The sequence below is a fragment of the Frigoribacterium sp. CG_9.8 genome (assembly GCF_015751965.1).
Taxonomy (GTDB): Bacteria; Actinomycetota; Actinomycetes; order Actinomycetales; family Microbacteriaceae; genus Lacisediminihabitans.
Genome location: NZ_JADOVH010000001.1, coordinates 71,644 through 84,937 on the forward strand (window position 1 = coordinate 71,644; position 13,294 = coordinate 84,937).

13 protein-coding genes are annotated in these 13,294 nt (G+C 64.6%); 8 read left to right on the forward strand and 5 right to left on the reverse strand.

The window, feature by feature from the left end; genetic code table 11:
- Positions 1-5 precede the first annotated feature (5 nt).
- The 4 genes from sufT (at position 6) to IWX88_RS00415 (ending at position 4,410) form a co-directional block, all read left to right on the forward strand.
- Positions 6-557: a putative Fe-S cluster assembly protein SufT gene (gene sufT / locus IWX88_RS00400; RefSeq protein ID WP_196826439.1), complete on the forward strand. Its 552-nt coding sequence runs from the start codon at positions 6-8 to the stop codon at positions 555-557.
- A 101-nt stretch (positions 558-658) separates the two neighbouring features.
- Positions 659-1,306 carry a TetR/AcrR family transcriptional regulator gene (locus IWX88_RS00405; RefSeq protein WP_196826440.1) on the forward strand — a complete coding sequence of 216 codons (648 nt, stop codon included), beginning with the start codon at positions 659-661 and terminating at the stop codon, positions 1,304-1,306.
- Positions 1,307-1,405: 99 nt separating this feature from the next.
- Positions 1,406-3,982, forward strand: coding sequence for an MMPL family transporter (locus IWX88_RS00410; RefSeq protein WP_196826441.1), 2,577 nt, complete (start codon positions 1,406-1,408; stop codon positions 3,980-3,982).
- A gap of 47 nt (positions 3,983-4,029) precedes the next feature.
- A complete protein-coding gene (locus IWX88_RS00415; RefSeq protein WP_196826442.1) occupies positions 4,030-4,410 on the forward strand; it encodes a DUF1801 domain-containing protein in 381 nt (126 codons plus the stop codon).
- Between the two features lie 172 nt (positions 4,411-4,582).
- Here IWX88_RS00415 and fgd read toward each other — a convergent pair whose 3' ends face one another.
- Positions 4,583-5,629, reverse strand: a complete 1,047-nt coding sequence (fgd, locus tag IWX88_RS00420) for a glucose-6-phosphate dehydrogenase (coenzyme-F420) (RefSeq protein ID WP_196826443.1) — start codon at positions 5,627-5,629, stop codon at positions 4,583-4,585.
- Positions 5,630-5,747: 118 nt separating this feature from the next.
- Between fgd and IWX88_RS00425 the strand changes: the two genes are divergently transcribed.
- Entirely contained in the window at positions 5,748-6,767 is a 1,020-nt protein-coding gene (locus IWX88_RS00425) for an MBL fold metallo-hydrolase (RefSeq protein WP_231368707.1), read from the forward strand.
- 64 nt (positions 6,768-6,831) lie between these two features.
- Here IWX88_RS00425 and IWX88_RS00430 read toward each other — a convergent pair whose 3' ends face one another.
- Complete coding sequence (locus IWX88_RS00430; protein WP_196826444.1) at positions 6,832-7,461, reverse strand: C40 family peptidase; 630 nt, start codon at positions 7,459-7,461, stop codon at positions 6,832-6,834.
- A 531-nt stretch (positions 7,462-7,992) separates the two neighbouring features.
- On the opposite strand from IWX88_RS00430, the gene IWX88_RS00435 reads away from it, so the two are divergent.
- The 3 genes from IWX88_RS00435 to IWX88_RS00445 are packed head-to-tail and all read left to right on the forward strand — an operon-like array spanning position 7,993 to position 9,979.
- Positions 7,993-8,439 (forward strand): MaoC family dehydratase N-terminal domain-containing protein, encoded by a 447-nt coding sequence (locus IWX88_RS00435; RefSeq protein ID WP_196826445.1) that lies wholly within the window; start codon positions 7,993-7,995, stop codon positions 8,437-8,439.
- The gene (locus tag IWX88_RS00440; RefSeq protein WP_196826446.1) at positions 8,436-8,855 is read left to right on the forward strand and encodes a MaoC/PaaZ C-terminal domain-containing protein; all 420 of its coding nucleotides are present in this window, start codon (positions 8,436-8,438) and stop codon (positions 8,853-8,855) included. Before IWX88_RS00435 ends, IWX88_RS00440 begins: the two co-directional genes overlap by 4 nt.
- 2 nt (positions 8,856-8,857) lie before the next feature.
- The gene (locus IWX88_RS00445) at positions 8,858-9,979 is read left to right on the forward strand and encodes a UDP-N-acetylmuramate dehydrogenase (protein ID WP_196826447.1); all 1,122 of its coding nucleotides are present in this window, start codon (positions 8,858-8,860) and stop codon (positions 9,977-9,979) included.
- 15 nt (positions 9,980-9,994) lie between these two features.
- Here the strand turns inward: IWX88_RS00445 and IWX88_RS14135 are convergent, their stop codons facing one another.
- The 3 genes from IWX88_RS14135 to IWX88_RS00460 all read right to left on the reverse strand — a co-directional run bounded on the left by IWX88_RS14135 (position 9,995) and on the right by IWX88_RS00460 (position 13,289).
- Positions 9,995-10,759 carry a M23 family metallopeptidase gene (locus IWX88_RS14135; RefSeq protein ID WP_196826448.1) on the reverse strand — a complete coding sequence of 255 codons (765 nt, stop codon included), beginning with the start codon at positions 10,757-10,759 and terminating at the stop codon, positions 9,995-9,997.
- 191 nt (positions 10,760-10,950) lie between these two features.
- Positions 10,951-12,531, reverse strand: coding sequence for a phytoene desaturase family protein (locus IWX88_RS00455; protein WP_370568173.1), 1,581 nt, complete (start codon positions 12,529-12,531; stop codon positions 10,951-10,953).
- Positions 12,447-13,289 carry a UbiA family prenyltransferase gene (locus tag IWX88_RS00460; RefSeq protein WP_196826450.1) on the reverse strand — a complete coding sequence of 281 codons (843 nt, stop codon included), beginning with the start codon at positions 13,287-13,289 and terminating at the stop codon, positions 12,447-12,449. The genes IWX88_RS00455 and IWX88_RS00460 overlap by 85 nt, the downstream gene beginning before the upstream one ends.
- Between the last annotated feature and the right edge of the window lie 5 nt (positions 13,290-13,294).

Genomic DNA, 13,294 nt, shown 5'->3' on the forward strand with positions numbered 1-13,294 from the left:
AAATCATGGGTTCAGGCCAGTATCTGAAAATCGAACTCCCACAGAGCTGCCAGGCGACAGTCATTCCTGGCGGGCAACCGATGCTGCTGCAGCGTGGTGAGCAGGTTGTCGTGACGCAGACCCTCGGCGGCAGCGTCACGGTGCAAACCCAGATGGGATATCTCGTGCGGATCAGCGCCGAAGACTCCGCCGCGCTCGGACTGAGCGACAGCGCCGCGGATGTTGCACTTGCGCACGAGGGGCCGTTCGACCTTGATCAGGTGATGGCGCAATTGCGTAACGTCTTCGATCCGGAAATCCCGATCAATGTCGTGGATCTGGGCTTGATCTACGGCTGTGAGGCTGAGGCTCTTGCCGACGGCACTCACCGGGTCGAGATCAAGATGTCCATGACCGCCCCGGGCTGTGGCATGGGTGACGTGCTCAAGGAAGACGCCCGCGCCGCGGTGCAATCCGTGGCCGGTGTCAGCGACATTGACATCGAACTGGTCTGGGATCCGCCGTGGGGTCAGGACCGGATGTCGGATGCCGCCCGGCTCCAACTCGGAATGTTCTGATCGCCACCGACCACCTCGGCGATGCTGGCAGTTCGATGGTAAAGCTGCACCCGAGTCAATAAAGGTGCACTAGATGCAACCATGCACTTAGTGTTTAACACATGACCGCGTCGACCACCCCCGACCGACGTGCCGCCCTCAAGGCGCGACATCGCGCGGCGATCCTGGCGGCAGCACACGATCTCGTGCAGGAGCACGGAGGCCCGAGGTTCAACGTCGACGAACTCGCCGCCCGGGCTGATGTGGCCCGACGCACGGTCTTCAATCACTTCGCATCCGTTGACGAAGTGCTGCTCGCCCTCTCCGCTGATGTCCTCGATGTCATCATTGACGAATTCATTGGCGCGGTCGCGTCAAGTCCGGTCGGGGACGGCAGCCGATCCTCGATGTTTACCGAGCTTGCCGAGACGCTTCGGCACGTCGATCTGCCCTCGGTGATCGCGTCTGTGGCGGGAATCCTCGGCGGCCCGGATGGCGATGATGCCCGGGGCCGAGCACTCACCAATGAGACCTTTACGCGCGCTGCAGAAAGGCTGCTGCACGAGGTCGCCCGGCGCTATCCGGAGGCAGACACTCTCGATACCGAGGTGCTCGTCGGTTCACTGATGAACGGCCTCGTCGTGATTGCCAAGCGGTGGCTGGGGCAATCATGCGATCGCACGGTCGACGCCGCTGCTCGAGCAGACTGGGATCATCTTCTCGCGCGACTCACCGACACCGTTAGGCGCGGGTACCTGCCCGCCGTCTGATCACTGCCGGGCTCACCGGCGCACGCTGAATTGCATCACCACACCACCCTGCACGCTCAAAAACATCCCACGCACCACGGAAAGGAACGGGGTTTCGACATGGCCGGCCTCCTCTATCGCCTCGGACGATTCTCTGCACGACGGCACTGGACCGTCATCGTAAGTTGGGTGCTGATCATCGCGCTCGCAGGAGTGGGTTACGCCATGTTCGCGGGCGTGCCATCCCCGTCCATCAGCATTCCGGGCACTGCGACAGCCAAGGTTCAGGATGAGCTGGCGGCAAAGTTTCCCCAGGTAAGCGGTGGAAGCGGCAGCCTGGTGCTGGAGACGACTTCCGGCACCTCCTTCACGGACACGCAGAAGGCCGACGTGCGGAAAATGCTCGCCGACATCGCCGCCATGACCGGCGTGAAGATGGCCAACGATCCGTTCACCACGCAGGCGGATCTGGACGGCAAGCGCCAGCAGGTCACCGACGGTCGGGCGAAGATTGCCGCTGGTAAGGAACAGATCGCCAGTGCCCAGGCCCAGCTCACGGCTGGACAGAAGCAACTGGACCAGGGCCAGCAGCAACTCGATGGGGCGAAAGCTGCCGCGACCGCCGCCGGCCAGCTCGCTGCAGCCCAGGGCAGACTCGACGCGCAGCAGGCGGGGATCACCGCTCAGCAGGCGGCCATTACCGCCAACCAGCAGACCATCGATGCCAACGCGAAGACGCTCGACGAACAGAGCACCAAGCTCGAGCTCGGATCCCAGCTTCTCGACCTGTCCGCGAACATCCGATTCGTTTCGACGGATTCCAGCAGCGCCGTCGCGAACATCCAGTTCACCAAATCCACCAACCTGGTGTCGCCAACGCTGAAGAGCGCGGTCGTGGCCAAGGCTGATGCGGGTGTCGCTGGGGTGAAGGTCTACGTCTCCCAGGACATCGCCCAGGGGGTGCCGAGCATCCTCGGAGTGGGTGAGATCGTGGGCGTGATCGTCGCGGCAATCGTGCTGCTGGTGATGCTCGGCACCGTCATCGGGGCAGCCCTTCCGCTGGTCGGCGCGGTGGTTGGCCTCGCCGCCGCTGTGCTTGGCGCAATGGCATTTTCCGGCATCGTCCAGTTCAACTCGGTCACGGTCGTCCTCGGTGTGATGCTCGGGCTCGCGGTCGGAATCGACTATTCCCTCTTCATTCTCAACCGGCATCGCACCCAGTTGAAGCGGGGGATGCCGCTGCACGAGTCGATCGGGCTGGCCAACGGCACCTCCGGTAACGCGGTCGTGTTCGCCGGCACAACGGTGATCGTCGCGCTGCTTGCGCTCAACATCACCGGCATCCCGTTCCTCGGACTGATGGGCACTGTGGGTGCCGCCGCCGTCGTGGTGGCGATTCTGGTGGCGATCACACTCACCCCGGCAATGCTGTCCCTCGTCGGGCTGAAGATCCTGCGCAAGAAGGAACGTCTGGATATCGGGCACGCCCGCACCAAGCGGATTCCGAACACGCCGATGAAGACCTGGCGGGCGATCGTCACCCTGGTCGCCGGTGTCGCGGTTCTCGCCGTCATCGCTCTTCCGGCAATGAGCATGCGTCTCGGACTGCCTGTCGGGTCGTCGGAGTCGACCTCGTCGAGCCAGTACAAGGCCTACAAGACCGTCGAAAACAAGTTCGGTGCGGGCCAAAACAGTCCGCTTCTCGTTGTTGCCGACCTGCCGGCTGCGGCAACCGGTGACGAGCTGCTGCGCCAGGAGATCGCCATCGGTACGACGATCACCTCCGCGGGCAACGTCGCAGCAGTCGCACCAATCGGCGTCTCACCGGATGGCACGGTAGTCGCCTTCCAGGTGATTCCGAAGGGGGGGCCGACGAGCATATCGACGGAAACCCTGGTCAACGACCTCCGGAACATGTCTCCGATCGCTTCGGATTCCGGCACGATCGGGCTGGGAGTGGCCGGCAACGCCAGTGCCAACATCGATGTATCCGAGAAGTTGTCGGCGGCACTTCCGCTGTACCTGGTGGTGGTGGTCGGTTTATCGCTGCTGATCCTCATCCTGGTGTTCCGCTCGATCCTTGTGCCGATCACTGCGACGGCAGGCTTTGTGTTGTCGTTGCTGGCGACCTTCGGCGGCATTACCGCGATCTACCAGTTCGGATGGCTCGGCAGCGTGTTCGGCGTGCACGATCCGGCGCCCATCCTGAGCTTCCTTCCCGTGATCGAGGTCGGAGTGCTGTTTGGCCTCGCGATGGACTACCAACTCTTCCTCGTCTCGGGTATGCGGGAGGCCTACACCCACGGAGCCACGGCGAAGGTCGCGGTACAGCGTGGTCTGCACGCCGGTCGAGCGGTCGTCACGGCCGCCGCCATCATCATGATCGCGGTGTTCTCCGGTTTCGTGTTCTCTGAGTCGACGGTGATCCGCCCGATCGGCTTCGGTCTTGCCTTCGGCGTGCTCTTGGATGCCTTCATCGTGCGGATGTTGCTCATCCCGGCGGCGATGCACCTGCTCGGGAAATCGGCCTGGTGGCTACCGAAATGGCTCGACCGTATCCTCCCTGACGTCGATGTGGAGGGCGCCAAGCTCGAGCGCACGCACCCGATTTCGCCCGAGGGGGAGAGCATGGAGTCTGCTGGAGGCGAATCAGTGGCCGTGGGAACTGCCGCGACTCACCCCGCGCATCGAGGCTGATGCCATAGTTGAGTCATGAATTTACGGAGCGTAGACGCGGTGCACCGGTGACCCCCGGTGAAGAGATCGATGCCTACATTGCTTTTCTCACCGATTGGCGCGGCGCGATGCTCGCGAGGTTCCGCGAAATATTCCACGAGGCTGACCCGGAGGTCGTGGAGGAGTGGAAATGGAGGGGCTCGCCAGTGTGGGAGCACGACGGCATCATCGCGGTCGGCATGGCGTTCACAACCAGTGTGAAACTCGGCTTCCTGTATGGCGCCAGCCTGCCCGATCCGCAGGCGATCTTCAATAACGAACTCGCGGGCAACCAGAGGCGGGCAATCAAGCTCGGCGAAGGCGACACCGTCGATGAGGAGGCGCTGAAGGCCATCATTCGCGCAGCAGTCCTGCACAACACGGCGAAGCGGGCGACATCCTCTACGTGAGTGACTCGAGGAAGTCTTGCGCGGTGACGCTATCGGCGATGGTGCACGCTCGGGTGTCAACTTCGCCTGTTCGGCAGGCTCAGGAACCTGCGAAGGTGACACCCGCGAGCCCACACCCGCCCGCAGCCGCCGACACCCGCGCGCCCACACCCGCAGCCCACACGTGCTGCGCTTAGCTGCGCGCGCGCAGCCGCGGTGCGAGGTCGCGCTCGAATGACTCGAGGAAGCGGCGCTGGTCGTGGCCAGGCGCGTGGAAGACCAGGTGATTGAAGCCGGCGTCGATGTATTCGCCGATCTTCGCGGCCACCTCATCGGGATCGGAGCCCACGATCCAGCGCTTCGCGACCTGCTCGATTGCCAGGGCATCCGCCGCCTTCTCCATCTCGATCGGGTCGGTGAGGTCGTGTTTCTGTTCGGCGGAGAGCGACAGTGGTGCCCAGAAGCGGGTGTTCTCGAGCGCGAGGTCGGGATCGCTATCGTAGGAGAGCTTGATCTCGATCATGTGATCGATGGCTGCGGCATCCCGTCCCGCCTTCTCAGCGCCTGCCGCAACCGCGGGAATCAGCTTCTCGGTGTACAGGTCCATCCCCTTGCCCGAGGTGCAGATGAAGCCGTCGCCCGCCCGACCCGCATACCCGGCCACGACCGGGCCGCCCGCGGCGATATAGACCGGAATGCCGCCCTCCGGCCGGTCGTAGATGCTCGCGTCGTGCGTCGAGTAATACTCACCCTCGAAGTTGACCCGGTCGGCGGTCCACAGTTCGCGCATGAGGGAGACGGCCTCGCGCAGCCGGGCGAAGCGTTCCTTGAACTCGGGCCAGTCCTGCGCGCCGGCTCCGCGGAAGCCGGTTGCAACTTCGTTGAGCGCTTCACCAGTGCCGACCCCGATCATGATTCGGCCGGGGTAGAGGCATCCGAGGGTCGCAAAGGCCTGTGCGAGCACAGCCGGGTTGTAGCGGAACGTCGGCGTCATCACCGAGGTACCGATCTGGATCGACGAGGTGCGCTCGCCGACCGCCGCCATCCAGGCCAGCGAGAACGGTGCGTGACCGCCGGTGTGGCGCCAGGGCTGGAAATGGTCACTCACCGCGACACTTTCGAAACCATGCGCCTCTGCCGCTACGGCGATCTCCACCAGCTCGCGCGGTTCGAACTGCTCTGCGGATGCCTTGTAGCCGAGTTTCAGGGGAAGGTTAGGTGCGGACGTCAGTGCAGACATGGGGCTCGATTCCTGAGGTCGGTAAGAGTTGCCCCTATTATCGCGGTCACGCCCGGGAGGGTGCGCCGCACGTAGGGTTTGTCACGGGGACTATTGCCCCGCAGCAGGAGAGGGCGCAATGCATCCCACCAGTCCGGCGCAGTTCGAGGCGTCGAAGGCCGGCACGATCCCCCCGCCCGAGCAAGTGCGGGACGACGTGTGGGCTATCGCCCAGCGGATGCCGGGTGGCTACCTCCCGTACTCCCTGCTGTACCTGCTGCGAGACTGTGATGGCGCATTCCACGTGATCGATCCCGGATGGGGTTCGACCGCGAACTTCGAGGCTGTCACTGCGACGCTCGGCAGCCTCGGCGCTTCGATCGAGGATGTGCGCTCCATCACCGCGACGCACCTGCACCCCGATCACATCGGGCTCGCCGCACGGTTGCGGGAGGCATCCGGAGCGTCGTTGCAGCTGCACGAGACGGAAGCCGCCGCAGTCGGCTCACCATTCGATGCTCCCACCATCGCGAACTCCGCCACCAACCCCGCCACGCTGCAGCTCGACGCCTGGGGTGTACCGGATGATCGCCGACCCGAGATCCTGCGCATTGTCACCGTGGCTTCACACTTCTCACCGCCGATCACCGACCGCCGGCTGATCGACGGTGAGCGACTCGATATTCCGGGTTTCGACCTGTACGCGATGCTCACGCCCGGGCACACGTCTGGACATCTGTGCCTGCGCGACGACGAACGTTCTATTCTTTTCACCGGAGATCACCTCCTGCCGATGATGTACGCCGGGCTCGGGCTCGGTGCACCAAGCGACACCAACCCGCTTGCCGACTACCTCGCGAGCCTCACGCGAGTGAGTGCTTATCCCGACTACGAGGTGTTACCCGGCCATGGTTACCGCTTCATGGGAGTGGCCGACCGCGCCGCAGAAACGGCTGAGCATCATCTGCGTCGGTCGCGCGAGGTCGCGGCTGTGCTCGTGGACGCGCCGCACGCGAGTACGTGGCAGATCGCGTCTCACCTCACCTGGTCAGCAGGCTGGGCACAGCTGGTGGATTTCCATCTTGTTTCAGCTCTCGCGCAAACCGATATGCACCGGGGTTATCTGACGGACACCGCTCATTTGGCCGGCCAAAGGTGAGCTGCCCTCGCTGACAGGACCGTATGAGTAGAGACGCCCCGTCCAGTACTGGCCCGTCTAGGTACTAGACGGTCAGGCGGATGAACAGCGGCGAGCCCCAGAGGCTGCCAACATGCTCTACGTAGCGCCCCGGTCGCGGCGAGTTGTACATGCCGCCCGCGCCGTCGTAAATGCCGATGTGCTGTCCGGGCCAGTAGACGAAGTCGCCGGCGACGGCATCCGCCTTGCTGATGCTGATCCCCAGGCGCGCCTGTGAGTCGGCTGTGCGCGGGAGACTAATGCCGAACCCAGCAAAAACATACTGGGTGAACCCGTCGCAGGAGAAGCTGGTGTCCGGGCTGTTTCCGGTGCCGTAGGGCACAACGCCTACGAACTGGGCCGCATATTCGAGCACTGCGGCGCCGCTGTAGGACGGAGCCGGGGGGTTCACAGTGACAGCGCTGAAGCGGTTGGCTACCGGAGCTTCTCCCGCAGCGGCGACGGCGGCCACCGGCCGTGGCTTGGTCACTGAGTAACCGTCGCGCGAGGGGGTCTCGAGCGTCACTGTGGTGGCGAGTGAGAGCGTCTGCACCGCTGCTGTGCGGCTGGTGACCGTGGCAGGTGGAGCTGCGACGGCGTAGGCGGGGATGGCCACTGTGGCGATAAGAGCACCCGCTGCCACGAGGGCGCCAAGCTTCGCAGCGTAAGAAGTCATCGGCTCAGGCTAACAAGCCGTTCCCGAAAAGTCTCAATCGGGTAACGGAAACCCCGCGAACTGGGGTGTACTGGCGTGGAGTGGACGCCGTCGAACCGCTCGATTCCTGAGAAAAGTCACGACACACCGAAAACACTAGATGTAGTGGAATGACAGGAGTGTCATTCCGGTTATATAGTGGGGAACCACAACGGCACCGATCGCAAACGCGCGGTAACCAGATGCCAAACTTTTGACGCACCAACCCAGGAGGACCCCATGGACAACGACAACAGCTTCATCGGCGGATACGCGGTGCCGGTCGACCCGATGGACGACCTGCAGTGCGACAGCTGCCAGTAACCTAAACGCCGCAACGAACCAAGCGCGGCAATTCACCGGCCTCACCCGAATCAGCCTCAGTTCTATGAGGAGGCCCCGGACACCGCAATGGTGCCGGGGCCTTCCTTATTGCCGGGGCCTTTATTATTCGTGGGCTCGCTGCATTGGCAAGTTCGGTCGTTAGGATTTTGCTGTGCCAAAGGAATCAGAGTGATTGTGAACCCCGAGCTCGTCGGCCGTGTCTTTGTGCCGACCGAGCCCTATCTTGTCGGGCGGGAGAAAATCCGTGAGTTTGCGAGCGCCGTCTTCGCCACCAGCCCGATTTGTTTTGACGTCGCAGCGGCGCAGGCTGCCGGTCATCGCGATATTGTGGCGCCGCCCACCTTCCCCGTGGTGATCCAGGAGCTCACGCTGCGCCAACTGCTGTCTGAGCCGGATGCTGGCATCGACTTCTCCCGCGTTGTGCACGGCGACCAGCGCTTCAGTTTCACGCGCCCAATAGTCGCGGGGGATGAGCTCACGGCGACCCTGACCGTCGCGAGCATCAAGTCGCTCGGCGGCCACTCGATGGTTACGGCGCAATCCTCGATCGTCGGTGCCGATGGCGGGCACGTCGTCACGGCCACTTCCACCCTCGTGGTTCGAGGCGACGAATGACCGGAATCACGGCTGCGTCCCTCGAGCTCGGGCAGATTGTGGCCGAAGCCGAATTTGCGCTCAGCCGGGACTCGCTCGTGCGCTATGCCGGGGCATCCGGTGACTTCAACGCCATCCACTATCGCCACGACGTGGCCCGGTCGGTGGGTTTGCCCGGCGTTCTGGCGCACGGCATGCTCACCATGGGACTCGCGGTTCAGCCGGTCATCGACTGGATCGGCGACCCGGGACGAGTGCTGGACTACCAGGTACGGTTTACCCGCCCGGTGCCGGTGGATGCTGCGGATGGCGCGCTCGTGACCGTTATCGCGAAAGTCGGCACCCTCGATGGTGATGTCGCGCGGATCGATCTCACTGTCACCTTCGACGGCTCAACGGTCCTCGGAAAAGCCCAGCTGCGGGTGAGCGTGGCCTGATTATGGATCTTCGAGAGCTCACCACCATGCGGGTCGGCGGTGCCGCTGCCCAATTCTTCGCACCCGAGACGCGCGAGCAACTCATCCAGACGACACGTTCTGTCTGGGCAACCGGCGGCGACTGGCTTGCGCTCGGTGGCGGTTCGAACCTGGTGGTGGCGGATGAGGGAGTGCCTGGCACGGTCATCCATGTGGTCACACGCGGTATCGAACGCCTGCCCGGCGATGCCCTTGTGCTGCGTGTCCAGGCGGGAGAATCCTGGGATGGCCTCGTCGCTGCCACAGTCGACCAGGGCTGGGCAGGAATCGAGGCGCTCTCGGGGATCCCCGGCTCGTGTGGAGCAGCTCCGATCCAGAACATCGGCGCATATGGCCAGGAGCTTGCGTCAACACTGGTCTCGATCGAGTTTCTCGACTACCTGAGCGGCGAACTCATTCGGCTGCCGGCCGACGAACTCGACCTCGGCTACCGGCGCTCCGCTCTCAAAGGCGGTCGCCCGGGCATCGTCATTTCCACCGATCTTGCGTTGTCGCACAACGACGGTGCGCTGAGCGATCCGATCGACCATTCCCAGCTCGCGACCGCCCTCGGTGCCTCTGTCGGCGATCGACTGCCGGTTGCGGAGGTGCGCGCGGCGGTGCTCGCCCTCAGAGGGGCGAAGGGCATGCTGCTTGATCCCGCCGATCCGGATTCGGTGAGTGCCGGATCCTTTTTCACTAACCCGATCGTGAGCCACGAATTTGCGCGCTCACTGCCGGCGGATGTTCCCCGCTGGCCGGTGACAACTGGCTCGATCGTCGGCCCGTCTCCTGCCGTGACCCCGACAGTGACGCCCCTCGAGGCGTACGACCCTGGCCGTCTCTCGCCGGCTGCCGTCGCAGCGTCGGGCGGTGTGAAGCTGAGCGCGGCCTGGCTGATCGAGCACTCCGGTGTGACGCGGGGCTTTCGTCTCCCGGGATCGCGCGCGGCGATCTCGAGCAAGCACAGCCTCGCGATCACGAACACCGGGGGAGCAACTGCCTCACAGGTCGCCGAACTGGCTCGCTACATCCAGACCCGCGTGCTCGGGGCGTACGGCGTCATGCTGCAGCCGGAACCTGTGCTGGTGGGCGTGCACGTCTGAGAGACGGACTGGCCCCTAGTTGGCGTTTGCGATGAGCCAGGCGTACGGGTCGATGGACGCTCCGTCGAGGGAGAGTCCGAGGTGAAGATGGGCACCGGTCGAGGCGCCGGTGCTTCCGACCAGGCCGATGATCTGGCCTACTGTCACCGTCTGGCCGACCGAGACCGTGGTGGACCCGGCGATCATGTGCGCGTAGAGGCTCTTCACTCTCTGGCCGTTGACCACATGCTCGATTGTTACCCGGGTGCCGTAGGCGCCCCCGTCATCACCGGCGCTCGTGACGACCCCGGGTGCGATCGCACCGATCGGGGCACCGCCTCCCGCAAGCATGTCAATTCCGTCGTGGAACGAGGAACATCCGCCGCAGGGGGCAGAGCGGGCTCCGAAGCCGCTGGCGATCGGCACATAGCGCGTGAACGGCCATTGGATCGTGCCGTTGGGATTCGGCGTGTAGAGCAGGCTCCCCCGCGGGGCGAAGCTTGCCATTCTCGTCACGCGCACCGGTGGTGGTGGCGGTGGTGGGCTGATCGCATAGCCGTCACGCCCAGCGGATGTTGGGGCGGCCAGTGACGCCTCGAAGCTCGCTGCGAATGACTGGGCTGGGGCTGACGCGCGCAGCGCAGAACTGGTGCGGGCGGCTGCCGAATCCGCGTCGTACAGCACCGCCGCAGGCACCGAAGTAGAGACGATGAGCGCCGCAACGCCGAACAGGGCACCGATTGCAGTGATTTTTGAGGTCACCCGTGACCGGGTTGATGCCTGTCGATGTCGCTGTGTCACCAGGTGAGTCCTCCGCCGTGAGTCATCGCTGCGCTGGCAAACGTGACACACGGACCTGTTCTTCGAGCTGCTACAAGAAAGTAACGAATCGGTACAGGCTAGCAAGGGTGCGTGCATTCGGCCAGCTGGGAGCTGGGAGCTGGGAGCTGGGAGCTGAGTGCTGCGAGCCGGGATGCCGTACTCACGCGGGATCAGCCGCGCAGGCTTCGAAGCAGCATGGCGCTGGAGATCATCGCCCCGCCGAGCACCGCCGGGATTCCACCACCGGGGTGCACTGACGCGCCGACGCGCCAGAGCCACCGGCGTCGAGGGTCCCGGTAGGCGGGTGCGTGGAATGGGCCGCTCTGCCACAGCGGACGCGTCGCGCCGTAGAGCGCTCCGCCCGTGGCGCCCCAGCCCGCGAAATACTCGGGGTCGAGAACTGTGTAGTCGCTGAGCAACCGGGTGATGGGCTGGTCGAGTCCCATGACTTCGCTGATGCGTCCGACTTCCCGTTGCACGAAGGGATCGTCGAGGTCGTAGCGTTGGCCGTTGGCCGGGGCGGTCAACAGCACTGCCACGGTGGCCTTCTCGTTGGGGTAGATCTCGCCCGCGCGGTAGTAGTTCACGAAGGCCATCGTCTGCTCGGGCGCCAGCCCTGCCGCGAGGCTGCGGTGCAGGGCGGCCGGATCATCCGGCATCACCACCGAGTGTGTCGCAGTGGTGTCCGGAAGTGGCGTGTCGAGCACCCCGTAAATGGCGACGCCAGAGCAGGTGAGACCCCGCACGCGCGAGGGACGGTCACCAAGGAGCCGGGTGAGCACTCCAGGGTCGAGGGAGCTCACCACCAGGTCGGCCCGGTACTCGGCTGCAATCGTGCGCACCCGCGACCGGTTCACCGACACCACGCTCTCGCCGGTGTGCACCGTCGCACCGGCGTGGAGGGCGAGCCGGTGGAGGGCAAGGGGCAGCTCGTTGATCCCACCCTCGGGAACCCAGACGCCGTCCCGCGCCATTACCGCGGGCATACTCGCATAGAGCGACAGGCTGCGTGTGGGCGGAACCCCAGCGTTGAGTGTGTGAATGGCGATTACTTCGCGCAATCCCTCTGGCATCCAGGTCAGGGAATCGAGAAAGCGTTTGGTCGTGAGTCGGGTTCCGTACAGGCGCGTGAGCGCGCCAACAGCCGGGAGCGTCTTCGGATCGAGCGGATCGGTGGTGAGCAGCGCGGTGATCTGAGGTCCGAGGCCGCCGTGCTCGCGATCGAAGCGATCCCAGGCTGCCCGCCAGGGATGTCCTTCCTCGACCGGAAGGGTGACCGCCTGCCCGCCGTAGAAATAGCGTCCAACCTCGGGCAGGCGCCGCAACTGCAGCCCACTCGCCGACAGATCATCCGCGGAATCGCCCGTATCGCCCGTGTCGCATATGCCACCGCGTGTGCCGCGTGTGCCGCGTGAGCCGAGTGCGCCGCGTGAGCCGAGTGCGTTGTAGCGGCGGATCAGTTCGTCCCACACGGCCGGAAAAGTAACGAGGGACGGGCCGGTATCGATTCGTTGGCCGCCTAACTCGATGCGGCGGCTCTTGCCGCCGACCCAGTCGTTGCCTTCGAGCACCGTGACATCGTGGCCAGCCTGTGCCAGCAGCGCGGCAGCCGCGAGCCCGCCGATGCCGGCCCCGAGTACCACGATCCGACGCGGTGATGGTGTGTTCACCAGTAGCCTCCGAGCAGCAGCGAAGCCACAATCTGCACACCGGCGACCGAACCGGCGGCATAGGGGAACGCGATCGAATATCGGTAGAGACGGCGGGCCCCGTCGGGGGTGGGATCCCGTCGCAAGCGAAGCAGCAGCCAGCCGGCGATCAGTGCGTTCGCCACGGCGACGGGGATGTTGACGAAGGCGAAGCAGATCGTCGACGCCGACCACCAGACGGTGCACCACAGCATTGCCAAGCGTGGACCAAGACGCACTGCGGTGGTGATGATTCCGGCTGCCCTGTCCACGTCGATGTCCTGCACGGCGTCGAAGGTGTGCTTGGCCACGCTCCAGGCCATCAGTCCGATCGCTGCGGCCCAGACCGGGGCCGCTCCGAAGGCGAGAGGCACGAACACGAGGGGGAACGCGTAGGCGGCGTTGCTCAGAGCGTCCAGATAGGACCGGGCCTTGAAGCGCAGTGGCGGCGCCGAGTACTGCACGAAGATGACGATGTAGGCGAGGATCCAGGCGAGCGAATCCAGCGGCAGCGTGAAGAAGAAGAAGGCGACGAATGGCAGATTGGTCAGCACGACAGCGGCAAGGATGCGCCGGGACTCGGTGGAGGCGATCCGGGCTCCCTCGAGCCCGCCCTTGCGCGAGTTCAGAGCGTCGGTCTCCTGGTCGAAGATGTCATTGACGCCGTAGATCAGAAGGTTGAACGGCAACGTAGCCCACAGCAAAAGGGCAATGGCTTCCCACTCCCACAGTGCGCCAGCGAGCCAGAGGGCGATCGCTGTCGTGCCGATGGTATTGACCCACAGCACCGGCCGCGATATCAGAACCAGTCTCAGGAGCACCTCGC